This window comes from Mucilaginibacter sp. CSA2-8R (genome assembly GCF_038806765.1).
GTDB lineage: Bacteria > Bacteroidota > Bacteroidia > Sphingobacteriales > Sphingobacteriaceae > Mucilaginibacter.
Window position 1 is genome coordinate 2,980,597 of sequence record NZ_CP152389.1, and the last position, 25,145, is coordinate 3,005,741.

General features: G+C 47.7%; 23 protein-coding genes. 11 read left to right on the forward strand and 12 right to left on the reverse strand.

Going from position 1 to position 25,145, the window contains the following annotated elements; translation table 11 throughout:
- Positions 1-82: 82 nt before the first annotated feature.
- Entirely contained in the window at positions 83-1,228 is a 1,146-nt protein-coding gene (locus tag AAGR14_RS12560) for an amine oxidase (protein ID WP_342644561.1), read from the reverse strand.
- 358 nt (positions 1,229-1,586) lie between these two features.
- Here AAGR14_RS12560 and AAGR14_RS12565 point away from each other — a divergent pair, with 358 nt between their 5' ends.
- The 6 genes from AAGR14_RS12565 (at position 1,587) to AAGR14_RS12590 (ending at position 9,483) form a co-directional block, all read left to right on the forward strand.
- A complete protein-coding gene (locus AAGR14_RS12565; protein ID WP_342644562.1) occupies positions 1,587-2,615 on the forward strand; it encodes a histidine kinase in 1,029 nt (342 codons plus the stop codon).
- Complete coding sequence (locus AAGR14_RS12570; protein WP_342644563.1) at positions 2,596-3,354, forward strand: LytTR family DNA-binding domain-containing protein; 759 nt, start codon at positions 2,596-2,598, stop codon at positions 3,352-3,354. The genes AAGR14_RS12565 and AAGR14_RS12570 overlap by 20 nt, the downstream gene beginning before the upstream one ends.
- Before the next feature lie 162 nt (positions 3,355-3,516).
- The gene (locus tag AAGR14_RS12575) at positions 3,517-4,848 is read left to right on the forward strand and encodes a TolC family protein (RefSeq protein WP_342644564.1); all 1,332 of its coding nucleotides are present in this window, start codon (positions 3,517-3,519) and stop codon (positions 4,846-4,848) included.
- Between the two features lie 8 nt (positions 4,849-4,856).
- The gene (locus tag AAGR14_RS12580; RefSeq protein WP_342644565.1) at positions 4,857-5,915 is read left to right on the forward strand and encodes an efflux RND transporter periplasmic adaptor subunit; all 1,059 of its coding nucleotides are present in this window, start codon (positions 4,857-4,859) and stop codon (positions 5,913-5,915) included.
- 9 nt (positions 5,916-5,924) lie between these two features.
- Entirely contained in the window at positions 5,925-9,041 is a 3,117-nt protein-coding gene (locus tag AAGR14_RS12585; RefSeq protein WP_342644566.1) for an efflux RND transporter permease subunit, read from the forward strand.
- A 34-nt stretch (positions 9,042-9,075) separates the two neighbouring features.
- The gene (locus AAGR14_RS12590) at positions 9,076-9,483 is read left to right on the forward strand and encodes a GNAT family N-acetyltransferase (protein ID WP_342644567.1); all 408 of its coding nucleotides are present in this window, start codon (positions 9,076-9,078) and stop codon (positions 9,481-9,483) included.
- 224 nt (positions 9,484-9,707) lie between these two features.
- Here the strand turns inward: AAGR14_RS12590 and AAGR14_RS12595 are convergent, their stop codons facing one another.
- From AAGR14_RS12595 to AAGR14_RS12620, 6 genes are all read right to left on the reverse strand, one after another.
- On the reverse strand, positions 9,708-9,878 hold the full coding sequence (locus tag AAGR14_RS12595) for a hypothetical protein (RefSeq protein WP_342644568.1): 171 nt from the start codon (positions 9,876-9,878) through the stop codon (positions 9,708-9,710).
- Positions 9,878-10,072, reverse strand: a complete 195-nt coding sequence (locus AAGR14_RS12600; protein ID WP_342644569.1) for a hypothetical protein — start codon at positions 10,070-10,072, stop codon at positions 9,878-9,880. The genes AAGR14_RS12595 and AAGR14_RS12600 overlap by 1 nt, the downstream gene beginning before the upstream one ends.
- A 219-nt stretch (positions 10,073-10,291) precedes the next feature.
- On the reverse strand, positions 10,292-11,197 hold the full coding sequence (locus tag AAGR14_RS12605; RefSeq protein WP_342644570.1) for a helix-turn-helix domain-containing protein: 906 nt from the start codon (positions 11,195-11,197) through the stop codon (positions 10,292-10,294).
- A gap of 118 nt (positions 11,198-11,315) precedes the next feature.
- Positions 11,316-12,080, reverse strand: a complete 765-nt coding sequence (locus tag AAGR14_RS12610; RefSeq protein WP_342644571.1) for an SDR family oxidoreductase — start codon at positions 12,078-12,080, stop codon at positions 11,316-11,318.
- A gap of 768 nt (positions 12,081-12,848) precedes the next feature.
- Positions 12,849-13,106, reverse strand: coding sequence for a hypothetical protein (locus AAGR14_RS12615; RefSeq protein WP_342644572.1), 258 nt, complete (start codon positions 13,104-13,106; stop codon positions 12,849-12,851).
- Between the two features lie 197 nt (positions 13,107-13,303).
- Positions 13,304-14,392, reverse strand: coding sequence for an SGNH/GDSL hydrolase family protein (locus tag AAGR14_RS12620; protein ID WP_342644573.1), 1,089 nt, complete (start codon positions 14,390-14,392; stop codon positions 13,304-13,306).
- A gap of 205 nt (positions 14,393-14,597) precedes the next feature.
- Here AAGR14_RS12620 and AAGR14_RS12625 point away from each other — a divergent pair, with 205 nt between their 5' ends.
- Positions 14,598-15,158, forward strand: a complete 561-nt coding sequence (locus AAGR14_RS12625; protein WP_342644574.1) for a lipocalin family protein — start codon at positions 14,598-14,600, stop codon at positions 15,156-15,158.
- Positions 15,159-15,251: 93 nt separating this feature from the next.
- Here the strand turns inward: AAGR14_RS12625 and AAGR14_RS12630 are convergent, their stop codons facing one another.
- Both AAGR14_RS12630 and AAGR14_RS12635 read right to left on the reverse strand, forming a co-directional pair.
- Positions 15,252-16,268 (reverse strand): zinc-binding alcohol dehydrogenase family protein, encoded by a 1,017-nt coding sequence (locus AAGR14_RS12630; RefSeq protein WP_342644575.1) that lies wholly within the window; start codon positions 16,266-16,268, stop codon positions 15,252-15,254.
- Between the two features lie 51 nt (positions 16,269-16,319).
- Positions 16,320-17,363, reverse strand: a complete 1,044-nt coding sequence (locus tag AAGR14_RS12635; RefSeq protein WP_342644576.1) for an aldo/keto reductase — start codon at positions 17,361-17,363, stop codon at positions 16,320-16,322.
- 250 nt (positions 17,364-17,613) lie between these two features.
- Between AAGR14_RS12635 and AAGR14_RS12640 the strand changes: the two genes are divergently transcribed.
- Positions 17,614-18,501, forward strand: coding sequence for an AraC family transcriptional regulator (locus AAGR14_RS12640; RefSeq protein ID WP_342644577.1), 888 nt, complete (start codon positions 17,614-17,616; stop codon positions 18,499-18,501).
- A 5-nt stretch (positions 18,502-18,506) separates the two neighbouring features.
- Here AAGR14_RS12640 and AAGR14_RS12645 read toward each other — a convergent pair whose 3' ends face one another.
- The 3 genes from AAGR14_RS12645 to AAGR14_RS12655 form a co-directional block, all read right to left on the reverse strand.
- Positions 18,507-19,841: a HAMP domain-containing sensor histidine kinase gene (locus AAGR14_RS12645; protein ID WP_342644578.1), complete on the reverse strand. Its 1,335-nt coding sequence runs from the start codon at positions 19,839-19,841 to the stop codon at positions 18,507-18,509.
- Positions 19,838-20,521: a response regulator transcription factor gene (locus AAGR14_RS12650; RefSeq protein ID WP_342644579.1), complete on the reverse strand. Its 684-nt coding sequence runs from the start codon at positions 20,519-20,521 to the stop codon at positions 19,838-19,840. Before AAGR14_RS12650 ends, AAGR14_RS12645 begins: the two co-directional genes overlap by 4 nt.
- Positions 20,522-20,595: 74 nt before the next feature.
- Positions 20,596-21,351, reverse strand: a complete 756-nt coding sequence (locus AAGR14_RS12655) for a hypothetical protein (protein ID WP_342644580.1) — start codon at positions 21,349-21,351, stop codon at positions 20,596-20,598.
- A 154-nt stretch (positions 21,352-21,505) separates the two neighbouring features.
- Between AAGR14_RS12655 and AAGR14_RS12660 the strand changes: the two genes are divergently transcribed.
- The 3 genes from AAGR14_RS12660 to AAGR14_RS12670 are packed head-to-tail and all read left to right on the forward strand — an operon-like array spanning position 21,506 to position 25,142.
- A complete protein-coding gene (locus AAGR14_RS12660; protein ID WP_342644581.1) occupies positions 21,506-22,762 on the forward strand; it encodes an MFS transporter in 1,257 nt (418 codons plus the stop codon).
- A 7-nt stretch (positions 22,763-22,769) separates the two neighbouring features.
- Entirely contained in the window at positions 22,770-23,882 is a 1,113-nt protein-coding gene (locus AAGR14_RS12665) for a metallophosphoesterase (RefSeq protein ID WP_342644582.1), read from the forward strand.
- Between the two features lie 15 nt (positions 23,883-23,897).
- Entirely contained in the window at positions 23,898-25,142 is a 1,245-nt protein-coding gene (locus AAGR14_RS12670; RefSeq protein WP_342644583.1) for an arsenic transporter, read from the forward strand.
- Positions 25,143-25,145 lie beyond the last annotated feature (3 nt).

Genomic DNA, 25,145 nt, shown 5'->3' on the forward strand with positions numbered 1-25,145 from the left:
GTTAGCTAATCATAAAATGAGGCTGGGTTAACTGTCCTGTACAGTCGGCTTCTGATAGTTCACCTTTGCCCCGTCATCTGTTTTACCTGGCAATTTGTCCATCACTCAACAACAACCCATCCGTTAACGCAACCGCATTTTTAAGCGCAGCGGCATAGGGCTGATGCAATATTCGCTCGTGTGTGCCAGGCACTGTGGTAAGCTGGTCCCACAGGCCCGAGTGGTGCCAGTAATTAAGATTATCCCAATCGGGCCGGTCAATAATGGGGTACAAACATACGCCCCAAAGCGGCAAACCTGCCGTTAGCAATAGCTGCACCTCTTGCGATATAAAATTAATCCAATGGGGCCGGTCAATACCCGAGTGGCTGGTTTCGGTAATCACCATTGGCCTGCCATAACGTTCATAAGCCTCTTGCAGTAAATCACTTAATGGCCTCCATCGTGGGTCTGGCTCCAGGTTAGCCCAGGGCAAAAAATCTTGCTGACCTATAACCCATTGGTTGTTATAGTAAAAATTAAACCCTAAAATATCCAGGAACTCAGGCTTGCCGCCCAGCTCGGGGCAAATGTTTCCGCAAAGCATATCTACCGATTGGTATTGCAGTTCGTGCTCAATCAGGGCTTCGTTTATTTCTTCGGGCGTTGGGTTAAGCGGCGGCACCATGTTTACCAGAGGCTCGGTAGTCAGGATACGGATGGTAGGGTCTATAGCGCGCATCGCTGCCACCCCTGCAACATAAGCTTTCATTAAGTAATATTTCACGTCCCAGCCCCGGCCATTACAATACGGTGCGGTACCACAATTTTCGCCGCCCAACCATGATAAATAGCTTACCTCGTTTATAGGCGTCACTATTAAGGTTTCATGCGGCAACTGCGATCGGTAAAAAATAACAAACGCACGGCATAGCGCCACAAAACGATCGGTAAAATCGGGGCTGAACGGATCTAAGCCGTCCGGAAAACCGAAATGGCAGATATCCCAGATTTGCTGAATTCCATTTTTTTGGCCTCTTTGCAGCATCACCTCTACGGCCGACCAATCATACTGGTAAGGCACTTTTTCTACCACGCTCCAGCGGATGCCCTCGCGTACAGTTTTAATACCAAAGGGCTGCAGTAGCTGGTAATCGGCATCCATTAACTGCAGGTGGCCGGTGGCTTGTAATAAATCAACCCGCTGGCGGTATAGGTTTAGTTTGTCCGAACATTCGTATCCGGCCATCCAAAAAGACCGGAAAGGTGACTGATTTGAGGAAAAAGTTTGCAATAGAATAGATAAGTTTAATTAATAATTGGGTTAGCGCCGTCAAAAAAAATTAGCCGGTAATGGTGCTTACAACTTAAGATGTGCAATTTGTGTTTGCAGTAAATTAAATATTTAAATTTTTATCTATAAGATAAGATTGATTAAAAAGTGTATATAAAGCACCTATCGCATACCATCTTTTACTTGGCAATACATTTCCTTTACCCGGTAAGCAAAACAACTCAACCGCTGTAATGTACATTTAGGCGACTAAATTGTACAGTTACCGTTTGGTAAAATGCAAGCGCAGCGCTTTTGTATTTACCTTTGGTAAATGTTCCGTACCTATCAATTAAAGTGGTGCTTTACCATGATCGGCATTCTGGCTATTGGAACGCTGCTTATGCGGCCAGGCTCGTTTGCGCTGGTAAATTTGTGGCAATACGTACTGCATATTGCCAGCATTACCCTATCTATCTTAATTTGTTGGATGATACAGGGTTATGTAAAGCAGCTTAGCTTGCCTGGCTACACGGCCTATGCTAAAGCTTTACTGAGCATCGGTATCAGCATGGTGGCTGCATTGGTATTTAATTACGTTATTTCGTTGTTGGTTCCGGCCCGGTTCTTCTTTCCCGAAAACCACCTGGGCTTGGGTTATGTAGATATGGTGAGGCGGCTGGTAGGCTCCTTTTTTGTGGCGATGATTACCTACGTCGTTTACAGCAACATTGATACTAACGATAAATTACAACTTACCCGGCTGGAGAATGAGCAATTTAAACAAGCCCACCTGCGGGCTCAGCTGCTTTCGCTGCAACAACAAATCAGTCCGCATTTTTTGTTTAACTCGCTCAGTACGCTCAAAACCATAACCCGCGAAAGCGATACGAAAAACTTCATCGTGCAGCTATCGCACGTGTACCGCTACCTGCTCAACTTTAACGAGCACCAGGTAACCCGCCTGGCAGACGAACTTGCTTTTATCCGCTCTTACCTGTATATTTTGCACCAACGGTTTGAGAGTGCCCTGCATGTGCATATTGAGGTGCCCGAGGCTTATAACAACCACTTAATACCACCGCTATCAATACAGCTGCTCATCGAAAATGCCATTAAGCACAACGCCTTTTCTGAAGACAAGCCCTTGCAGGTAACCATTTTTACAAACCAAAACCAGGAGCTTGTGGTTGCTAATAACCGCGAGCCTTTAAAAGTGCCGGTAGACAGCACGCGGTTAGGGCTTACCAATATAGCCGACCGTTTCCGTTTGCTTTTTGACCGCGAGGTAAGCATTCAGCAAACCGACAAAAGCTTTACTGTTACGCTACCACTCATTAGCTATGAACGTTATCATCATTGAAGACGAACCCCGAACCGCCAAAGACCTGAAAGCTACGCTGGAGGCTTTAGACGGTGACCTGAATGTACTGGCTATCTTGTCGTCGGTGGCATCGTCGGTTAAATGGTTTAAGGAGCACCCGTCACCCGATCTGATATTTTCGGATATCCAGTTGGGCGATGGTTTGAGCTTTGAGATTTTTAAGGAGATACCAACGGTTGCGCCCATCATCTTTTGCACCGCGTATGACCAGTATGCCATTAACGCTTTTGATGCTAATAGTATTGATTACCTGCTTAAACCTATTGAAGAAGATATGGTTGAGCGCAGTTTGCAAAAGTATCATCGTATAAAAGAGCACTATGCGGGCGGCAGCTACAGCAGCAATTTAAACAAGGCGCTTGTACAGATAGAGCATGCGCACAGGCAATCCATCCTGGTGCATTACCGCGAAAAAATCATCCCTGTTAAGGTGGCCGACATTTGTTTTGTGCACGCCGCTGCCGGTGCCGTATCGCTTCACATGGCCGACAACCAGCAGTACCTGGTGCAGTATACCATTGACCAGCTGGAAACCATGCTAAACCCCGATACGTTTTTTAGAGCCAACCGGCAGTTTATCATCAACCGCCATATGGTGCAAAACATTGAGCATTATTTTAACCGCAGGCTCATTGTTAAAACCCAATGCCCCGTGCCCGAAAAAATTGTGGTAAGCCGTCTTAAGGCACAGGATTTTTTGCGCTGGCTGGAGCATTAACAGGCTTAGGCAGCGATACATTTAAATCCGGCAAAACTTGCTTTACATTTCAGGGCGCGATATGTGCATTTCAGGTTGCATTTTGTGCTCTTCGTGTACATTTAACCCTTGGGCTCGGGTAGGCAGCCTACTTTTGTATCATCGGCAATGTGCCGTTGTGCCATGAGTAAAAGAATCATCATTATATTATTTGCCTTACTGCCCCTTACGCTTGCGGCCCAAACTACCTGGACGCTGAAAAGTTGTATCGAGTATGGGCTTAAAAACAACCGCAGCAACACCATTTATGCTAACGAAAAACGGGCAGCCGATGCCCGCGCTAAAGAAGCGCTGGCTGCTTATCTGCCCAGCATAAGCTTAAACGGAACTGTGGATGACAACCTGAAAGTGCAGGAAACCGTGATTCCGGCAGGGATATTTAGTCCGACAGATATCCGGGTGGCCTTTACCAAAAAATACAACACTAACGGCGTGGCCCAGCTGGATCAGACGTTGTATGACAAATCGCTGCTTACCGGCTTAAAAGCTAATAAGTTTAACGCGCAGCAAGCCGACCTTAACCAGCAGAAAAACGACGAAACTATCATCTACAACATCAGCACCGCTTATTACCAGATATTGGTGTACCGCGAGCAACTCGATTTACTGAAAGCCAATTTGGACACCTACCGCAAGCAAATGGAGGTGTCAGCCTTGCAGGTAAAAAAAGGCGTAACCCTGCAAAAAGACTTGGACAAAATTACGGTGGATTATAACAACGCCACCTCGCAGATCCGCGTGGCCGAAAGCAACCAAACCCTGGCCGAAAACCAGTTAAAGTACGAAATGGGCTACCCCATTGCCGACCCCTTGCAGGTAGAAAGCACACCGGCTGCCACTGCGGCTGATATACCCATACTGGCCGATAAAAATAACTTTTCGGTAAATAACCGTACCGATTTCCGCCTGTCGGAGGTAAATACCAAGCTGCTGGAGATTGACGAGAGCCGGATAAAGGCAGGCATATTTCCAAAATTAACAGCCTATGCCCGGTATGGCGCTATTGGTTTCGGCGATGCCCTGGGCCCGGCATTTTCGAGCATGACCAGCTACTCCGCCGTGGGCGTTAAATTCAATTTTCCGCTGTTTGATTTTTTTAGGCGCAATGCCCAATATAACCAGGCAAAGTATAAGCGCCTGAACGCACAGGAAACCCTTAAACTTGACGAAGGCAAATACCAGTTAGAGTATGAAAACGCCCGTACCAAAATGTTAAAAGAGCAAACCAACACCGAGAATAACCGCCGCAACATTGAGCTGGCCCGCTCGGTTTTTGCCACCACCGATTTGCAATACCAAAAAGGCGTTACCAATTTGATTGACTGGCTTAATGCGCAAAACTCGCTCAAAGAAGCGCAGAACAACTACCTGAACTCGCTTTACAGCTTTTACCTGGCCAAAGTTGACCTCGAAAAAGCTGCCGGCACCCTTAAAACCTTTTACTCGGCCCTATAATTTCGCAAATGAAAACTAAGTATATCGTAAGTATTGTTATCGTTGTTTTGCTCGGACTGATTGTTTACCGGCTGGCATCGAACAAAAAGAAACTCGACGAAAAAAATAAGCCGGTAAAGGTAGCTAACGTACGCATTCCGGTTAAAGCTGCCGCTGCTGCATCGCAACTGCTTGAAGTCAGCATCATGAAAACCGGTAACCTTGCGCCGTTTAAAGAAGCCAAGGCTTTGGCCGTAACCGGCGGCACGCTGCAGCAGGTGCGCTTTAACCTGGGCGACCGCGTAACCCAGGGGCAGGTGCTGGCCGTAACCGATAACCGCAGCACCCAGTTAGAACTGCAAAAGGCCCAGAGCAACGCCACCAAACTGCGCGCCGACTTAAATACCTACACCGAGCTATTGCAAGGCAAAGCCGCCACGCAAGAAAAAGTGAACGAGATACGCCAAAACTACTTGGATGCTCAAAACCAGGTAAGCCAGGCCCGCAAAAGCGTTTCGGATGCAGCCATTAAAGCGCCTACCAGCGGTATCATTTCGGTTAAGCCGGTTGAGCAGGGCGTGTTTGTAAATGCCGGTGCAGAGGTAGCCACTATTGTAAACCTATCCAGAGCCAAGGTGCAGGTAAACCTGACCGAAGCGGAGGTTTACCAGGTAGCGCAGGGCCAGCAGGTAAAAATAACAACCGATGTGTACCCCGGCAAGGTGTTTAACGGCACGGTAAGCTTTATTAGTCCGCAGGCCGACCAGACTTACAACTACATGGTGGAGATACTGATTGATAACACACAAAAGTCTATCCTGCGGTCGGGCACGTTTGTTTACGCCGATTTTTCGAAAAAAACCAGGCAACGGGTGCTTGTTATACCACGCGAAGCTTTAACCGAGAGTATTAAAAGCGCCGCAGTTTACGTGGTTGAAAACGGCGTTGCCCGGCTCAGAAACATACAAACCGGCGCCGAAATGGGCAGCCAGATCCAGGTAACCGGAGGACTGAAAGAGGGCGAGCAAGTAGTAACCTCGGGCCAGATCAATCTAAAAGACGGCACCGAGGTAAGTATCTCTAAATAAAAAACATTTATGTCAATTGCAGAAGTTGCCGTTAAACGGCCCTTACTCATCATCGTTATATTTACGGTACTTATTATGTTTGGTGCGTTAAGCTACTCTAAGCTTAACTATAAACTGCTGCCTAACATTGAGGTAGCCACCGTAGTAGTAAGCACCGTATACCCCGGTGCATCAGCCGCCGAGGTAGAAACCTCGGTTACCAAAAAGCTGGAAGATGCCTTTGCCTCCGTAGAGGGTTTGGATAAAATGAATTCTACCTCTCAGGAAGGGGTATCGCAAATTGTAGTACAGCTTAAAAGCGGTACCAACGTTGACCAGGCCGAGCGCGACATACAGCGCAAAGCCGACCAGGCGCAAAATAATTTGCCCGATAACATTGACCGCCCTATAGTCAACAAAATTAATCTTGAGGAAGCGCCCGTAATACGAGCCGGCGTTACCTCTGCCCTGGCCCCGCGCGCGCTGTACGACCTGGTAGATAAGCAACTGCGCCCGGTGCTGCAAAACGTAGGCGGCGTAGGCCAGGTAAATATTATTGGCGGCGACGAGCGCGAAATACAGGTAAATATTGATCAGGGCAAGCTTAAGGCCTACAGCCTCAGCATTACACAAGTGAGCGATGCCATCCGCAACGCCAACCAGTCGTTCCCGGCGGGCAGTATTGAAACTAAAGATCAGCAGGTATCTATTCAGTATGATGCCAACGTCACCTCGATTGAGCAGATTCGCAACCTGATTGTGCAGCAGCGTTTGGGTGGCGGCAGTATATATGTAAAAGACATTGCCGAGGTGGTAGATGCTACCGCTAAAGAAACCGCCATTAACCACATCAACGGCCTGCCCTCTATTGGTGTGCAAATCATCAAGCAAACCGATGCCAACGCGGTTGACGTGAGCGAGCAGGTAAAGGCCGCCTTTAGCCGCATGGAGCAGCAATACAAAGGTCGCGGACTAAAATTTACCGTCTCGAGCGACCAGTCTACCTACACCCTGCGCTCGGCTGATGCGGTGATGGATGACTTAGTGCTGGCCATAGTGATTGTAGGCATTGTAATGCTGGCCTTTTTACACAGTTTCCGCAGCTCGATGTTTGTGATGGTGGCCCTGCCCTCCTCTATCATCCCCACGTTTATAGCCATGTATATGCTGGGCTTTTCGCTCAACCTCATGACGCTGATGGCCATGTCGCTGGTGGTAGGTATTTTGGTGGATGACTCCATCGTAGTACTCGAAAACATTTACCGGCACCTGGAAATGGGCGCCGATCGCATGAAAGCCGCGGTTGATGGCCGCGCCGAAATTGGCTTTACCGCCATTGCCATTACTTTGGTTGACGTGGTGGTGTTTTTGCCGCTGGCCTTTTCGGGCGGTATCATCGGTTCTATTTTGCGCGAGTTCTCGTTAGTCGTAGTGTTTTCTACACTCATGAGTTTGTTTGTATCGTTTACCGTTACGCCCATGCTGGCCAGCCGTTTTGGCCGGCTGGAGCATTTAACCAAAGCTACCTTGTGGGGCAGATTAAACTTAGGCTTTGAGCATATCATCGATGTTACTAAAGAAAATTACGGCAGCTTGCTTTCCAAAGCTTTGCACAAAAAACGTTATGTATTATCGGCCGTATTGCTGCTCATAGTAGGTTCGGTAATGCTGATTGGCAAGGGCTTTATTGGGGCAGCCTTCATCCCCTCGAGCGACCAAGGCGAGCTGCTGATTAACCTGGAACTGGCCCCGGCTGCCTCAATTTACCAAACCAATATGGTTACCCAGGAAGTAGAAAAGATGATTATGGCCCAGCCCGAGGTAGAAAAAGTATTTTCGAGCATTGGCTTTGTAACCGGCGGTGTAGTGGGTGCCGGCAATAACAGCAACCGCGCCGAGCTTACCGTAAGTTTGGTGGACGCTAAAAAGCGCGCCATCACCGCCGAGCAGTTCGGCGTAATGATGCAGCAAAAACTGAGCGCCGCCATATCGGGTGTAAAAATTACGGCTTCGCCTACCTCAATTACCGGCGGTGCCAACCAGGCCCCTATCCAGATTGCTGTTAAGGGCGTTGATTTAAAGGCGGTGCGCAGCGTGGCCGAGCAGTACCAAAAACTGATGGCTACCGTGCCAGGTACGCAGTTTGTGCAGCTATCGGTAAAAGATCAAAAACCGCAGGTAGAGGTTAAACTTAACCGCGAAAAAATGACCTTGCTGGGCCTTAATGCCGGGCAAGTGGGCGCTGCCCTGCAAAATGCCTTTAGCGGTAACGACCAAAGTAAGTTTAAGCAACAAGGCAACGAGTATGATATTTTAATTGGGCTGGACCGTTACGACCGATCAAACGTTAACGACGTGCGTAACCTGCCCTTTACCAACGCTAACGGACAAACCTTTGTGCTGAGCCAGTTTGCCGAAGTGCAAGAGGGCCTGGGTGAGAGCGTACTGCAGCGTACCGACCGCTTAAACTCTATTACCGTAAACTCTAACGTAGCCGGCCGGCCCACTGGTACCGTAGCTAATGATATTAAGGCTAAACTGGCACCCGTTAAAATACCCGAAGGGGTATCTATTGAGTATTTGGGTGATGTAAAAAACCAGGGCGATGCGTTTGCCAGCTTAGGTTTAGCGCTCATTATCGCTATCTTGCTGGTGTACCTCATTATGGTGGCTCTTTACGAAAGCGCCATCTACCCATTTGTGGTACTGTTTTCTATACCGGTGGCGCTTGTGGGTGCCTTGCTGGCGCTGGCGCTGGCCATGGAAACGCTTAATATCTTCTCCATCATCGGGGTAATTATGCTGTTGGGTCTGGTATCTAAAAACGCCATCCTGATTGTGGATTTTACCAACCAGCTGAAAGAAGAAGGCCGCCCGGTAGAAGAAGCGCTGATTGAAGCCGGCAAAGAACGCTTACGCCCCATTTTGATGACCACCCTGGCCATGATTTTAGGTATGCTGCCTATAGCCGTAGCTACCGGTGCCGGATCAGAAATAAAAAACGGCATGGCCTGGGTTATTATTGGCGGCTTAACCAGTTCTATGATTTTAACGCTGTTTGTGGTGCCATCTATGTACTTAATTATTGAACGATTGAAAAACCGGTTTAGTAAAAAGCAGGTGCCGGCGGGGTTGAGCACGCAATAAAAATTATTTTAGACTTTGAATTGATCCCGAAAAGATGGCTATAGAAATTAAAGAAACCAAAGACGTTAAACTAAAAGATGTATTGCCGATTTATGAGGCTAACCACTGGTCATCTGCCGAAAAACCGGATTTGTTGTACCAGGCTTTAATCAATTCGCACACATTGGTTACTGCCTGGCACGAGGACCGGCTGATGGGCTTAGGCAATGCCTTGTCTGATGGTTATCTGGTAGTTTACTATTCACATCTGATTGTTCATCCCGATTATCAGGGTAAAGGTATTGGTAAAATGATTATAGCTAAACTGCAGGAAAAGTATGGCCACTTGCATCAGCAGATATTAGTAGCCGACGGTAAAGCGGTGGATTTTTACAAAAGATGCGGTTGTGAACAAGCCGGTCAAACCAAAGCCATGTGGATTTACCAGGGAAACGACCATTAAAGAAATACAAGTATTTAAAGCCGAGCAGGGTAATGCATAGCCACCGGGCAACGCCTTTTTTGTGTTGCCGCTTGAGAGTCACAAGGGTTGGCAATGGGTTACCTGCCTACGGCTTTTTGCCTTACTAAAGTTTGTTTACTTTTAAAAACTCTCCTTTTAAGATATCGGGCAAATACAGATTATGATAAGAGGTAGCTGGCGAAAAGTGGCTACTGTAATAGCTTCTATTTAAGCCAATAACCTACAATGATACCTAAAGTACCAATAGCCCATTTTTGAAGTGATGAATTATCCGGCTGTGTAAGAAGAATGTATATAGAAACCAGGCCCAAAACAGTAGTTATGCCTATCTGAGCTTTAAGCCGGAGTTTTTTGAGATCGTCTGCCGTTGACATTATTTTGAGAAGAATGCTTTAATTACACGCCTGACGTTTTCACCAAAAAAAACACCATGTGTAACCTCATCATCCTCATCTGTTTCTGTCCCAAGATTATCATTGGTATCTATGATTTTACCACCTGACTTTTTGATGTACAGCGAAACTTCCCTCATTTTAGTATCTGGTATTTCTGCAGTTATTGTTGTCATGGTTTAACCAATTATGATGCTGTAATTAAATATAGCATCAACTTAAGCATATACAAGTTTGCGTTTACAAAAATAATCTCTTGATGGCGTATTGCTAATGCTTGTATTTAAATATACAAAATAACCTTTAAGTTAGTATGCTAATCAGCATAAGACGCTTGCTGATGGGTTATTTAAAGTGGCTTAAACAAAACGCTTATTCGACTTTAGTTACTCCTCTCACCCCCTGAATGCGAGCGGCGTTAACCCCGTTTGCTTCTTAAAATAGTTCGAAAAATGTGCCATGTCGTCGAAACCCAACACGTAGGCAACGTCGGCTACAGTCCAGCGGGACTGCTTGAGCAGGATTTTGGCTTCCTGGGTAATACGGTTGCCAATGAGCTGGGTAGTGGTGCTCCCCATTATATCTTTAAGTACTTTGTTCAGGTGGTTCACGTGTACAGCCAGGCGGTCGGCGTAGTGGGCCGCGGTGCGCAGCTGCAGCCGCTGGCCTTCGGTTTCGAGCGGGAACTGGCGCTCCAATAGTTCTACAAATAGCGAAGCCATGCGTTCTGACGCGTTTAGGGTAGTGCTCATTGCCGAAAGCGGCTGCAGCTTTTGCCCGTAGTGAATCAGCTCCATGACCAGGTTGCGCAGCAAATCATATTTGTATTTGTAATCGGCATTAAGTTCGCGCTGCATTTTGCGAAAAATGTATTCCACCTCGGTAACGGCAGCCTCATCTAACTGAAAAACAGGCACCTGGCCCGGCAGAAACAGCGGCAATTCATCCAGCGCTACGCCTGTTTTGGCCTGCGATAAAAAATCGGGCGTAAAAATGCAGAACATACCGGTTTGGTTACCGTCGACCGGCACCCAATGGTAGGGTATTTTAGGCGTGGCAAACAACAGAGCTTCGGCCTGTACATCAATCACCTTGTCGGCATACTCGGCCCGGCTTTTACCCCGCAGCCAACTTATTTTGTAGTAAGCCCGGCGACTGTAAGGCATAGCACGGCTACCCGTTTTAGGGTCAAACAGTTTTTCGGCCTCAAACACATTGAAGTGTCCAATCTCGCGGGCCAAGCTATTGGGTAAGTGAGCACCATGGCTCTCGTAAAAATCGCTGACTGAGGTTACCGGCATAGCGTACAAATTTGCAAATATCAAAGTTAAGCCGCAAGGTCTGTAAACCCTTGCCGGTCCATAAAAAAGTAAGGGCAGGGCAATATCCCCGGCCCTCACCTATCTGTTTACGACAAACTTAAACCATCATACCGCCCGAGGCCTCGATGCGTTGTGCATTTACCCAGCGGGCATCCTCGGTACACAAAAACGCAACTACGCCGCCAATATCTTCGGCTACGCCAGGACGGCCGAGTGCAGTAAGGTTACTAATGTTCTTTTGCATCTCCTCGCTGCTGCGCAGGCGGGCGTTGCCAAAATCGGTCATGATGGCGCCGGGCGCTACCGTGTTGGCGCGGATGCCCCTTGCCCCTAACTCCTTGGCCAAGTAACGGGTAAAAGTTTCGACTGCGGTTTTCAACGAAGCATAAACCGACGAACCCGGCATCGACACCCGTGTTAAACCACTCGAAATATTGACGATACCACCACCGTCGTTCATCAATGGCAGTATTTTCTGAGTCAGAAAATATACCCCTTTAAAATGCACATTCATCAGGTCATCAAAAAACGCTTCGGTTACCTCTGTAACCGGCAGATAACCACCATGCCCGGCATTGTTTACCAGAAAGTCTATTTTATCAGTGTTAAAATGATCGCGCAGCGTTTGGGTAAGCTGACCGGCAAAGACATCAAAACTCGAAACCACGCCGGTATCCAACGCTAAAGCAGCAGCTTTGCCCCCGCCCTGTTCAATTTGCGTTACTACGCTTTGTGCTTCCTGCTCTTTGGTGCGGTAAGTAATAATTACGTCTATCCCTTTTTGAGCCAGTTTTAAAGCCATGTCTTTACCCAGGCCACGGCTGCCGCCGGTTACCAGGGCTATTTTTTTGTTGTCGTTCATCTCTGTTGAAATATTTTTTACAAAGATGACGTGTAAAGCTGCCCGTGTGTTTGCATGCATCAATCGGTTATTTGCAAAATTCAATCAATTGTAATAATCATCCAACTTGTTAAAACAAAAAAGGCCGTCCCTCCCTTGCGGAAAGATGGCTTGACCTATATATATAAACATTACTAATATTTTAGCTTATTGATTTACAGTTACTTATGTGACCAAAAATTTTAACGTCTAAAACATCCCTGCAACGCCACTCATTTTTATCCGGCATGAGCTTGTTTTTAGCAACTAACAAGTCCTTGATGCGCGGGCTAACAACTAGCTCCCTACCCCAGCTGCTACGGATGATGTTAATGCGGGTTTCTAATGAGCTTTTTAAATTATCTGTTGTTACGCCCTGGCCGAATTGAAATTTATCCGGCAGGTCGAGCGCGTTAAGCTGGGCGTAACGTTCTTCTACTTCTTCTTAAGTCTTCGAGGCAAAGATAAAAGAAAAGCCCGGCGTTGGCCGGGCTGTATTCATCTTAGTGTGGATGTAATGTATTACGCAAATTTATCCATCAAATCATCCATGGTTTCAGGATATTTAACTTTAAAAAATCCAATAAACACTACAGATATTGTATTTATACCAATAATTAAAAATGGTAGAATTTTATTGCTCATAAGTTGGTTAATATTTGGTTTCGTGGTTTCTATTCACTCCGAACGGGGATGCTTAGGTGAATATCACAACAGCTAATTCAAAATTTAAGCCAGTCAAATTATATGTTAACTGAAGCAGTTTTTTAATAGCAATTGAAAAAACTGCTGAGCTTTTACCTCTAAACCGGCAATATTTTCCACATCATAGTTATACATCCCACCGCTTGACACTATAAGGTAAGGCAATAATGACTTCGCAATATGCTCTGCAACATGAGTAGCACTAGCGGTCGGATGATGCAATCCTTCTGCTGCTCCGTGTTCCTGATTAGCCGTGAAGAAATCAAACGGTTCAAACGTGCCTATTGCTGCATTGTGCCACAAATAAGGTAAGGCTGCATTGAACTGTATAATGCTGCCTCACCATAATGCAATGATATCCGCACGACAAGCGAATGAAGTACAATTTTCGTGCGCCTGAAAACAATGTAACCAAATCCGGCGATGTGTCCACCAATAGCTGTAAGTATGTTAAAGGCAAAGTAAGCCTTACATCCAGGCAACAACCAAACTACACGATACTACCACTTCACCGTCTTATCAATAAAGTTAATAAGTTGATCTGCCATGCGCTGCTGCTCGGTTTTGTTAGGGTGTCCGCCAGTATTTTTGTAAGGAAAAAAACAGGTATGTATATTATTGTCTTTTAAGCGGGCCACGGCCTGCTCAATATATCCCGGAAACTTAGAACCCGGCTCGGTGGCGTTCATATTGCCCAGCGCACAAATAATTTGTGCTTTTGGATACTTTGCCCTAATGCTGCTTACCAAGTTTTGATAGGCATTGATGATAAACTCTTCGGTAGGTTTGGCTGTACCAAACCGGCGTTTAAACTGCTCGTGGTTTGGGTTATTGATGAGCCAGTAATCGTTTTGGAAAAGGTTAATTACTACTACATCGGGTGTGTATTTGTTAAAATCCCATAAGCTGTTAGCGTCCATAGGGTCCAGGCGGTTGTAGATTTCGGGCATAATTTCCGGAAACCAGCTTACCATTACACCGATGCCGCTGCGGGCAATGCACGAGTATTGCGCCTGGTAGTGCCGGGCCGTTAGAGCGGCGTAGGTATAATAGTTATTAAAATATTCCGGCGCGCCGCTTTCTTTCTGGCCGGTGGGCACATCTACGCCGTGCCCGGCGGTAATGGAGTTACCATAAAACTCAATTTTTCGTTTTGGCAGTTTGGCTGGTGCAAGCAGTTTAGCATCGCCATCAATACTAAAACCGTAAAAGACATCTTCGGACGTATTGTTAGATAGTTTAAACAACTGCAAGGTATGTTTACCTGCAGGCAGGTGTGAAGCCAGTACAAACTCCTTGCGGCTGCTATCGGCGCCAAATTTTAAGGCTTTGGCGGCATCACCATCTACAATAGCATAATAGTAACCCTGCTCACGCAATGACCTCATGGAGGCCTTAACGCCCGTACCCATAAAATTAACGGTAGCCGACGAGCCTGGCCAGTAAAACGACGATGAGTCGGCACCCTTTTTAACCCGGCCCATGTAAGCTATTTTTGCATCACCCGGCTTTACCGCAAGCTGTGCCGAACAACTCATGCCCAGCAATAAACCGGCGAAGGCAGCCGCCGCACTTAGTAATTTATTCATAATGTATTGATGACAGTCAGATTTTGAAAGGCGGAATATAGGTATATAAATACGCCATTTCAAGACCGGGAGATGTCTGTGAGATAGCTGTTACATTCATCCACCCAAAAACATTATCCCATGTTAACCAGTTGTTGCTGATGAAAAGAAGTAAGATACCATACAGTGCGGAAGATGTGATGTAGAAAGCACTCCGCTTAAATCTATGCAGATCATGAACAAAAATAAATGGCCGGTTATTCTAGCAGCCGGGGTAGCAGCAACCGCTGTAGTAATCAGTTTAAACTCGTGCGTTTCGATACCTAAAGGCGCCCGCGCAGTGCAACCCTTTGATAAAAACCGTTACTTAGGCAAATGGTACGAAATTGCCCGGTTCGATTTTAAGTTTGAAAAAAACCTGAGTAATGTGTCTGCCACTTATTCGCTTAACAGTGATGGCAGCATCCGGGTGGATAATAAAGGTTTCCAGTACAAAAAACGGGAATGGAAAGAGAGCATCGGCAAAGCTAAGTTTGTAAACAGCGAAAACGAAGCCCGGCTTAAAGTATCATTTTTTGGTCCGTTTTATGCCGGCTACAACGTAATTGCCATTGATGACAATTACCAGCACGCGCTGATAGCGGGTAACAATCTTAATTACTTGTGGATATTATCGCGTACCACCACCATCCCCGAATCTGTTAAGAACGATTACCTGGCCAAAGCCAAACAGTTAGGTTACGATACCAGCGAACTGATTTGGACAAAGCACGAAGAGGTGCATTAAACTTTTAAGTACAAGATTGACAAGGGCCGACAGATTTATTATCTGTCGGCCCTTCATATTAATTAGTTTATTACCTTCTATCTTTTCAAGTCGTTATTCCAACTCCACCATGGCCTTAATGACACCTGTAGCCGGATCGAGCCAGCTTTCAAATTCGTTTTTTACGGCATCAAAAGGTACGCGGTGGGTAATATAGGTAGCCGGGTTTACCAAGCCTTTTTTCATGCTGGCAATAACGTGCTCAAAATCCTGGCGGGTGGCGTTGCGGCTGCTCATCAGGGTACTTTCGCGCTTGTGAAACTCAGGGTGACTAAAGCTGAATGCTTCTTTCTGCAAGCCAATCAGCACATAGCGGCCGCCATGGGCCAGGTAATCAATACCGCCATTAATGGCGCGCAGGTTACCGGTGGCGTCTACCACTACAGATGCCATATCGCCGCCCGTAATCTCCCTGATTTTTTCTACTGCATTACCATCCATCGGGTTTACGGTGTGGGTGATGCCTAAGTTTTCGCGGCAAAACTGCAGGCGCTCGTTACTTACGTCCATCGCAATCACATTACCACCAGCTATGCGGGCAAACTCAATAGTGCCCAAGCCTATCGGGCCGGCACCAATTACCAGTACAAAATCGCCGGGGTTGATGCCGGCACGGCGTATGCCGTGTGCACCAATGGCTAAGGGCTCAACCAAAGCCAGCTCATCATAGGTCAGGCCTTCGCCATGTACCAGCGAGTACGAGGGTACCTGCAGGTACTCTACCATACCGCCATCGGCGTGCACGCCGCAAACCTGAATGTGCGCGCAGCAATTAGGCTTACCCGTACGGCAGGCCACGCAATGCCCGCAGTTAAAATAAGGAATAAAAGTTACTGCCTCGCCTATGCTAAAGCCTGGTGCGTCATCAACCTCTACCAACTCGCCCGATAGCTCGTGGCCCAAAATGCGAGGATAGCTAAAAAACGGCTGCGTACCTTTAAAGGCATGCAAATCGGTACCGCAAATGCCAATACGTTTTATTTTTATAATAGCGTGGCCGGGTTTTAGTTCTGGTTTTTCGGTTTCGCCGTAATCAAATGTACCGGGGGTGGTACAGGTTAATATTTTCATGGTGTTGTTATATATTGGGGCAAACCTGATGGCTTGCTTTGGTATTCAATTTTAGTTTATCAGATTTTTGGTGGTCACGTCGGCCTTAATGAGTCCCTTTTGTTCCAGTTCGCGCCAAAAAGCTTCGGGCACGGGTTGGTCTACCATGGCAATGTTCGGTTTAATTTTTTCGGGCACGGTTGTGCCAATGGCCAGCGTTTGCACACCGGGGGCCTGCACGGCAAACTGCACGCAGGCATGCGCCGGGGTTATGTTAAACTGTTCGCAAACGGCAAAAAACTTTTCGCGCCATTGCAGCAGTGCAGCACCTTCCGGCGTATCGGCACTTACAGGTTTGTAGTTGTAATGCTTACCGCCGGTTAAAAAGCCACCGTTAAACACTGCCGAATTGATGATAGTTACACCTTTGGCACTTAACTCCTGCATGTAGGCCCACAAGTCGGCCGGGTGACTGTGCAACGTCATGCTGTTGGCAATCATCACCCAATCCAAATTTACCACGTCGGTAATTTGTTTGATGATGTGCCAGTCTTTAGCGCCAACGCCCACGGCATCTACCTTACCGGCAGCCTTAAGCTCAAAAAGCGCCCGGTAGGCTTCTTTTACATCTTCAAAACGCCTTACTTTATCCTCATCAATATGGGCAGCGGCCAGGTACTCGTCCGGGTCGTGCACCGATACCAGGCCGGTGTGGTAACCGTCCAGCAGCTCAAGCCCCTGGTGGTAGCAATCCAGTATGCCCTGGTAGCTGATGCGTTGTTCGGCATCGTATTGTAAATCTATCCATACGCCCGGTTCAAAAGTAGGCTCCGGGGTTGTGAGCGGAATCCGGTACCAGCCCAATTTATTGCTGATCATAACCTCCTCCGGTTTTATTGCCAGGCTGCGCAGGCATTGGCCCAAACTTTCGAGCGCCAAACCTGCACCATATTTGCCTGCCGTATCAAAAACGGCCGGCTGCGGCGACTCGGCTATCCATTCTTTTACCAGGCTGCACTTTTCGTCGTCGCTTTTGGCCACATATAAGTTGCCTAACGGACTGGTGCCAAATACCACGTGCGGCAACTGGATAACTTTTTTTTGAGCGGTTTCCATCTTTGTAAATCTATAAAAAAACAGGTTTATCTGTAAGTACATGGTGAGCTGGTTGGCAAGCCGGAAAAACACGGATCTTAACAACCTTACCCTGATTGGTTAGTGAGTAAGTAAGCGCGACGGCAACCGGCCCGAACCGGCTACCGCCGCTGTTTACACTTAAATACAAAAGTAACGGCCGCTACTGATTAGCTTTTATCTATATTAGACTTTGTTTTATACAAAACCGACATTTTAATATATACAAGTTATGAAACGACGGCTGCTCACCTATTCATTCTCTTTACTCAATGCCGACTCGGTAAAGCTCGACCAGCAATGGAATTATACCAACGTCATCAGCCCTTATTACCGGATGTATTATATTGATGGCGGCAGCGGCGTGCTGTCTGATGCACAGCATACGCTCACCCTACAGCCCGGTTATTTATACCTGGTGCCAAGTTTTACGCTTTGCAGCTACCACACACCCGAATTTTTGAGCCAGCACTTCATCCAGTTTTTTGAAGATTCGGTCGATAAAATTTCGCTGTTTCATGCCAACCGCACGGTCATGCAGCTGGAGGCTGGCCCTGCAGACGTTGAGCAATTTAAGCGTTTACTGGCTATTAACCCCGGCCGGGGGCTATACCGGTCGGACGATCCACGCATATACGAAAAAGACATTTACTATAAGGAGTACCAGGAACTCAATAACCGGCAAAGCCTGCCGGTATACCTCGAAACGCAGGGTATTTTGATGCAACTAATTTCCAGGTTTTTAACGCCTGCAGTATTTAAGGCGGGGCAGTTAGAAAACATCCCGTCAAAAATCATGGACGCTATTAGCTACATTCAGCTCAACCTGCATCAGCCTTTAACGGTGAACCACCTGGCCGAGCGGGCCAACCAGCACCCCGACTATTTTTCGCGCCTGTTTCTGGAGTATACCGGCGCCCGGCCGGTAAAGTATATACAAGATAAACGCATTGAGCGGGCACAGTATCTAATAACCACCATGAACCTGCCCTATGCGGAAATTGCCCAGCAGACCGGCTTTGAGCACCTACCCTATTTTTCGAAGTTGTTTAAACGGATTACCGGCTTAACACCGGGCGAATACCGCAGGCAACACCAGTTGTTTAACCGGGTTAGTTAAAATGATCAAGCGTTCCTGACAGGTAAATAAACTTCGGCCAAAAACATTCCACCAGTAACTGATAACTGCAGCTGCCCGCCATGTGCCTCAATAATTTGTTTGCACAACCACAAACCCAGGCCCGAGCCTGAGGTAACCGAACGGTTAGTGGTAAAGGCATTATCTAAGTGATGTACTGATATCTGCTGAACGTCTACTTCATTTTTAAAGACGACTTTTAACCCTGTTGTTGCTGGTAAAATGTCAGCAAGTATAGTAGTGCCTTTAGGCGAATGTTTGATGGCATTTTGCAGCAGGTTTTGCCAAACCACGTCCAGTTTGTCGGCATCGGCATCTAATACAAAGCTTTCAACCTCATTACTAAAGTTTAATATAGTTTGCTTTTGCCAGGTTTGCGCTAAGGGGGCATTTCGGGCAAAAACTGTCATCAACTGGTCCGACAGGTCGGTTGGGCGGGTATTGAGCACCAGGCCTTTGTGCTTTAGCTGGCTCACCAGCAAAAACTGCTCAACCACCTGCTGCAGACGCCTGATTTCTGTAAGCTGACTGTTAAATAATTTTTGATCAGCAGCCTCATGGGTCTGATTGAGCCGCAGTTCGGTTTCGGCCTGCAAAATGGCCAGCGGGGTGCGTAACTCGTGCGAGGCGGCGGCAAAAAAGTTATTCTGAATTTCCTGCTCGTGAGCTATGTGGCCAAGCATGTCATTAATGGTTTCGGCCAGTTGCTGCAACTCATCGTAAGTGGACCTGATGCGCAGGCGCTTATCCAGCCGGTGAGTGTTAATATCGGCAGCTTGCCGGGCCAGGTTACGGATGGGTTTTAACAACCACATGGAGGCAAAGTAAGATGCCACCGACCCTGCCAGTACACTTACCACCGTAGTGAGCAGCAACATGAGCGACAGATGCCTGAGCCGGGCCGCTATATATCTGTTAGGCACCGTCAGCAAAATTTCTACCGGGCGGCCATCATAATTTTCGCGCTTCAGGTAAACGCCATGCTGCTCAAGGGTATCGGTAACGCCCAGCCGGTAAGGCACGGGCAATTGGGCAATGGGTCCCGGCGATTGGAAAACGGTAACCGGCCGGCCATCATTATCATGGTAAAAGATGCGGATAGATTCGCCCGAGTCGGGCAAGGCAATCAGGTCAGGGTTAATTTCGGTTCGGCTTAAAACGGTTTTTGCCCGGTTAAACAGGTATTTGTTGTAGTTATTAAGATAGGTGTTTTTAAAATAGCGATAGGTGAAGCTGCTGAGCACAATATTAATCAGCAAAAAAACAACGCTGAAAACCATCGTTATTTTAAACCGTATGCCTTTATAAATATGCCGGTTCATGATGCCACGGCTACGGTTTTAAGGGTATAACCCCGGTTAATAACCGTTTGTATATGCTGATGCTCAAAGCCCTCGTTTATTTTGCGCCTCAGCTGGTACAGGTGCACCTCAATCACATTGCTGCCGGGGTCAAAGCTCATATTCCATACCTTATCCAGTATCTGCGTTTTGGTGAGTACGGTATCCGGGTTGAGCATCAAATATTCTAAAAGTAAAAACTCACGGTTGCTCAAATTTATTTGCTTATCCCCGCGCTTTACCTGCCGGGTGTATACGTCAATCTCCAGGTCGTTAACCTTAACCTTGGCCTGGTTTTTTACCGTTTTTTGGCGCTGTAACACCCGTACCCTTGCCAGCAGTTCCTGCATCTCAAAGGGTTTTTTCAGGTAGTCGTTAGCACCGGCATCCAAGGCTTTAATTACCTGCTCAGTACTGTTTAAAGCACTCAATACAATCACCGGCACCTGGTTATCAAACGCACGCAGATTTTTAAGGATATCAAACCCATTTTGGCTGGGCAGCATCAAATCCAGCAAAACAAGGTCGTAGCTATTTACCATAGCGGCCTGCAGGCCTGCGGCCCCATCGGTTTCATGGTCGGTTACGTAACCGGCCTGCTCAAGCGCGGTTTGCACAAAACCGGCCAGCTTAACCTCATCTTCTATCAGCAGTATCTTCATGTATATTGTTAGTCGCGGCCTTTAATCATACACTGTACGGCTTTGCTGCACCGTACAGTGTTTAGTTTTATTATTTATCTTACCAGGTAAGCCTGCCCGTTAATGCTTATGGTTTGGGCGGCAATCATTGTAACATTCTGGCTATAAACCACGCCCGGGCGTTTTGGTTCTGCGAATCCGTTTACAATTACTTCGGTACCGGCTTTTAGCTGGCTGCTCAGCTGGTTAGCTATATGCGGTGGTATGTTTACCTGCTCACCCGATGACAGCGTAAAGCCATTTACTTCTTTCTGCGGCGTGTAATTCAGTTCCTTAATTTTAGCGGTGATGCTTTTTTGCTCGCGCGCTACGGTTAACTGAGGTGCCACAGGTGGGGTATCGGTAATCATGGTGCCATTCACGTTAAGCGTTACCAATCTAAACTCAGCTTTACCTTCGGGGTTAGTGCGTTCAAAACCGGTAATGGTTACGGCCGCCCCGCCTTTGGCCTTAGCCAAAATCTGCTCGCCTAAATGCGGCGGAAACAGCACCTGTGTGTTGCCGCTGGCTGTTTTTACCAACAGGCCATTATACTCAAAGCGGTCATTAGCTACCGGGTTTACCACGGTGCCCTTCAGAGTAGTTAGTTTAAGGGCCTCTTGGGGCATCTTGCCGTTTTCGGGACCAACCGGCATAGGCCTTTTAGGCGGGCGTGGCGGCTGCGGACCGCGGGCTAGCATATCAGGGCCGTCTTGCGGCTTTGGTGGCTGAGGTAATTGCTGTGCCTGGGCTGCAAAAAAGCCGGTTACTAAAACGGCTGTCATCCATACTTTATTCAATTGCTCTTTCATGTTGTTTAAAATTTATACCTCAAAATTACGGTCACCCTATGAGGCCGGCATGAAAGCCAAATTAATTTTTCTTCATATCGGTATGCCGGGTAAACATTTAAACAGGCCTTTAGTTGTGTTCACAATTGAGCGAGATACTGATTATATATAGTTGATGATGAGTGAAGAAACAGAAAAAAAACACAGCCTGAAGTACCTTAACTGGCTTAATTTTTCGGCTGCCGACGTAGCCACAGGCCTGGGGCCGTTTTTGGCAGTCTACCTGGCCTCCAACCTGCACTGGAACCCTTCGCAAATTGGTATAGCCATTGCCGCTATGAGTTTTGCCACTGTGGTTGCACAATCGCCGGCCGGGTGGTTATGTGATATTAGTCAAAAAAAGCGATTGGGTGTAGTGGTGGTATCGATTGCCATTGCGGTGGCCGGGTTTTGCATGTTATTTTTCCCTGAATTTTATGCCGTGATTGCCTGCCAGATAGCCATTGGTATTTCGGCAGCTTTTTTTGCACCAGTATTGATTGCCCTGGCAATGGGCATTGCCGGCCGAAACCAGTTTGACAATACCATCAGCAAAAACCAAACATTTAACCACGCGGGTAACGTAGCCTCGGCCGTGCTGATTGGCCTGCTAGGCAAGTTTACCCATAATGCCGGTATATTTTACGGTCTGGCTGCTTTTTGTGCCATGAGCGTTATTTTCTCGCTGTCTATCCGCGAGGAGGATATCGACCATCAGGCCGCCAGTTCTGCGGAAGACGAAAAAAACAAACGAGCCAAAAAAGAAACCTCGTTTTTAGACATGCTCAAAAACAAAGGCTTTTTGATTTTACTGTTCTCGGCTGTTTTATTTCACTTTGCCAATGCGGCCATGCTGCCCCTGGTTGGGCAGGAATTAGGCCAAACCCGTGCTTCTAACGCTTCCTTATATATGTCGGCCTGCATTGTGCTGGCGCAGTTGGTGATGGTGCCTATGGCGTTTTGGAGTGGTAAGTGGGCGGCTAAGGGGCGCAAAAAATTGCTGATGATTGCCTTTATCATTTTGCCTATCCGCGGTGTACTCTACACCTTAGGCCATGGTTCTGCCTACCTGGTAAGCGTCCAGATTTTGGATGGCGTTGCGGGCGGTATTTTTAGCGTAGTGTCTATCCTCGTGGTTTCCGATTTATTTTGCGGATCGGGCAAGGATAATTTTGCGCAAGGCATACTGGCAACTGCTGTGGGTTTAGGGGCGTCGCTAAGTAACGTCATCAGCGGGTACATTGTTAAAGCCAGCGGGTTTGATTTTGGGTTTTACGTATTGTCGGCACTGGCGCTGATAGCCTTTCTTGTGTTTTGGCTGGCCATGCCCGAAACTGTATCCTGCGCTAATGATCAACGGCCCGAATCAGACATGAACTTAAAATTAGCCTGATCCTGCCATGAGTAATACCCCTTTATTATACGCTCACCTCGGCGATCTGCACATCACTCAGGCTAAAGAGCAAAATTATACCGATCTGCTCTCTATCATCGCACAGTTAGAAACCGAATGTGCCGGCAAGCTGGATTTTGTTTATCTGCCCGGCGATAACGCCGACAATGGCCTGCCGCAGCAGTACCGGCTGGTAGCTACCGCCCTTAAAATGCTGAGCGTACCGGTACATATCATCACCGGCGACCACGATATGGAGCAAGGCAGTCTTGATAATTTTTACCGGTATCTATCAACCGAAAAATTACCTAAAGCCGTGCAGGTTAAACGCGTACGCTGCCTGTTTTTAAACGTTTGCGGCCCGGGCACTGGCGGGCCGGATTTTAAGGTGGCACAGGCGCAAATGGAATGGCTGCGCCAAGAATTGCAATCGGCCCAAAGCACCAACCAGAATACTATTATTTTTACCCATACCTACCCCGACGATTTAACCGGCGACGGCGAGACGCAGGTGCTTAATCAACTCATTGCCGAGTATAAAGTAACGCTGGTTGACATGGGGCACACCCATTACAATGAACTGGCCAACAACGGGCAAACTATTTTTGCGGCTACACGTTCAACCGGGCAGATTGAAGAAGGGCCGGTAGGTTACACCCTGGTTTCGGCAGATGACGGTGTGGTGAGCTGGCGCTTTAAACCCCTGCATGATGCGTTTCCACTGGTGATGATTACCTCACCGGCCGATTACCGGTTGAAGGCCGATAACGCAGCTGCGCCGAACGGCATCACCGCTGTACGCGCCGTGGTTTTTGGTCATCGCAATACTACGCAGGTAGCTTGCAGCACAGACGGTGCGCAATGGCACGTCATGAGTTTAAGCAACGACGGCAAAACATGGCTGGCAAACGTAGATTTGAACGGTGCAGCTGCCTTAACTGTTAAAGCCACCGACGCAAGCAACCGGCCGGCAGTACACACCATTGAGTTGCAGCCGCCAGCCGGTTATCAGCCCGTACGTAAGGCCGACGGCAGCGATGCTGACAGTATTGGCGCATGGCCGCAAAACGGGATTTTTGGAACACAGCTTGGCCCTAACCGAAATGGTAAGCCCTCTTAATTTTTATATACAGAGATGACGAATATTTATATATGGCTGATTTCTTTTTTAGCCATTGCCGGGGTAATTGTACGCCCGTTTAAAATTGCAGAAGTATACTGGGCGCTGGCAGGTGCCTTAATTTTATTGTTGTTTGGGTTAATTGCCCCGCGTGATGCCGCCGCCGGTGTAGGCAAAGGGCTGGATGTTTATCTGTTTTTGACCGGCATGATGCTGCTGGCCGAAACTGCCCGCGAAGAAAAACTTTTTGACTGGCTGGCCGCCCATGCCACCCGCATGGCCAAGGGGTCGCCCAAACGCCTGTTTTTTTTAATTTACCTGGTGGGTGTGGTGGTCACTTCTTTTTTATCTAATGATGCCACCGCCGTGGTGCTCACACCTGCTGTTGCTGCTGCGGTTAAGGCCGCCAAGGTTGAAAAACCTTTGCCCTACTTGTTTATTTGTGCTTTTATTGCCAACGCGGCCTCGTTTGTGCTGCCTATCTCTAACCCGGCCAACCTGGTTATTTACGGCAAACACATGCCCACCCTGTTAGCATGGATGTCGCATTATCTTATCCCCTCAATTGTGTCTATCGTGGTAACTTACCTTATTTTATTTACCACCCAGCGCAAAGACATTGAGGGCAGTGTTGCAACCGACGTTGACCTGCCCGAGCTTACCGCCGGTGGTAAAACCGCACTAATTGGCATTGGGGTTACGGCTATCGTATTGCTGATTTCTTCGGCGTTAGATATTGAACTGGGCTTACCTACAGCCGTTACGGGCATCCTCACCTCTATCATTGTCATCATCCGGGCGCATAAAAACCCGATGATCGTGATAAAAGGTGTTTCGTGGGCAGTGCTGCCACTGGTGGCCGGTTTGTTTGTAATTGTGGAAGCCCTGAACCATACCGGCATCACCCAAAAGCTGGCGCAACTGTTGCAACATCATGCCGCGCAAGACCCAACCGCCACGGCCTGGGGCAGCGGCATCATCACGGCTTTTGCCTGTAACCTGATGAATAACCTGCCCGCCGGACTAATTGCCGGCAACGTAGTGCAAGGCGGCCACGTACCCGAACTGGTTAAAAGCGCCACCCTCATCGGTATCGACCTGGGCCCTAACCTATCCATGACCGGCTCGCTGGCCACCATTTTATGGCTGGTAGCCCTCCGCCGCGAAGGTCAGGAAGTAAGCGCCTGGCAGTTTTTAAAAACCGGCGCCGTGGTAATGACGGTAACACTGTTGTTTGTACTGGCCTCGTTGTGGATTTAGCAA

Coding starts and splice junctions, on each gene's coding strand:
- AAGR14_RS12560 (WP_342644561.1), bottom strand. CDS start 1,228: ATGGCCGGATACGAATGTTCGGACAAACTAAACCTATACCGCCAGCGG.
- AAGR14_RS12565 (WP_342644562.1), top strand. CDS start 1,587: ATGTTCCGTACCTATCAATTAAAGTGGTGCTTTACCATGATCGGCATT.
- AAGR14_RS12570 (WP_342644563.1), top strand. CDS start 2,596: ATGAACGTTATCATCATTGAAGACGAACCCCGAACCGCCAAAGACCTG.
- AAGR14_RS12575 (WP_342644564.1), top strand. CDS start 3,517: ATGAGTAAAAGAATCATCATTATATTATTTGCCTTACTGCCCCTTACG.
- AAGR14_RS12580 (WP_342644565.1), top strand. CDS start 4,857: ATGAAAACTAAGTATATCGTAAGTATTGTTATCGTTGTTTTGCTCGGA.
- AAGR14_RS12585 (WP_342644566.1), top strand. CDS start 5,925: ATGTCAATTGCAGAAGTTGCCGTTAAACGGCCCTTACTCATCATCGTT.
- AAGR14_RS12590 (WP_342644567.1), top strand. CDS start 9,076: ATGGCTATAGAAATTAAAGAAACCAAAGACGTTAAACTAAAAGATGTA.
- AAGR14_RS12595 (WP_342644568.1), bottom strand. CDS start 9,878: ATGTCAACGGCAGACGATCTCAAAAAACTCCGGCTTAAAGCTCAGATA.
- AAGR14_RS12600 (WP_342644569.1), bottom strand. CDS start 10,072: ATGACAACAATAACTGCAGAAATACCAGATACTAAAATGAGGGAAGTT.
- AAGR14_RS12605 (WP_342644570.1), bottom strand. CDS start 11,197: ATGCCGGTAACCTCAGTCAGCGATTTTTACGAGAGCCATGGTGCTCAC.
- AAGR14_RS12610 (WP_342644571.1), bottom strand. CDS start 12,080: ATGAACGACAACAAAAAAATAGCCCTGGTAACCGGCGGCAGCCGTGGC.
- AAGR14_RS12620 (WP_342644573.1), bottom strand. CDS start 14,392: ATGAATAAATTACTAAGTGCGGCGGCTGCCTTCGCCGGTTTATTGCTG.
- AAGR14_RS12625 (WP_342644574.1), top strand. CDS start 14,598: ATGCAGATCATGAACAAAAATAAATGGCCGGTTATTCTAGCAGCCGGG.
- AAGR14_RS12630 (WP_342644575.1), bottom strand. CDS start 16,268: ATGAAAATATTAACCTGTACCACCCCCGGTACATTTGATTACGGCGAA.
- AAGR14_RS12635 (WP_342644576.1), bottom strand. CDS start 17,363: ATGGAAACCGCTCAAAAAAAAGTTATCCAGTTGCCGCACGTGGTATTT.
- AAGR14_RS12640 (WP_342644577.1), top strand. CDS start 17,614: ATGAAACGACGGCTGCTCACCTATTCATTCTCTTTACTCAATGCCGAC.
- AAGR14_RS12645 (WP_342644578.1), bottom strand. CDS start 19,841: ATGAACCGGCATATTTATAAAGGCATACGGTTTAAAATAACGATGGTT.
- AAGR14_RS12650 (WP_342644579.1), bottom strand. CDS start 20,521: ATGAAGATACTGCTGATAGAAGATGAGGTTAAGCTGGCCGGTTTTGTG.
- AAGR14_RS12655 (WP_342644580.1), bottom strand. CDS start 21,351: ATGAAAGAGCAATTGAATAAAGTATGGATGACAGCCGTTTTAGTAACC.
- AAGR14_RS12660 (WP_342644581.1), top strand. CDS start 21,506: ATGATGAGTGAAGAAACAGAAAAAAAACACAGCCTGAAGTACCTTAAC.
- AAGR14_RS12665 (WP_342644582.1), top strand. CDS start 22,770: ATGAGTAATACCCCTTTATTATACGCTCACCTCGGCGATCTGCACATC.
- AAGR14_RS12670 (WP_342644583.1), top strand. CDS start 23,898: ATGACGAATATTTATATATGGCTGATTTCTTTTTTAGCCATTGCCGGG.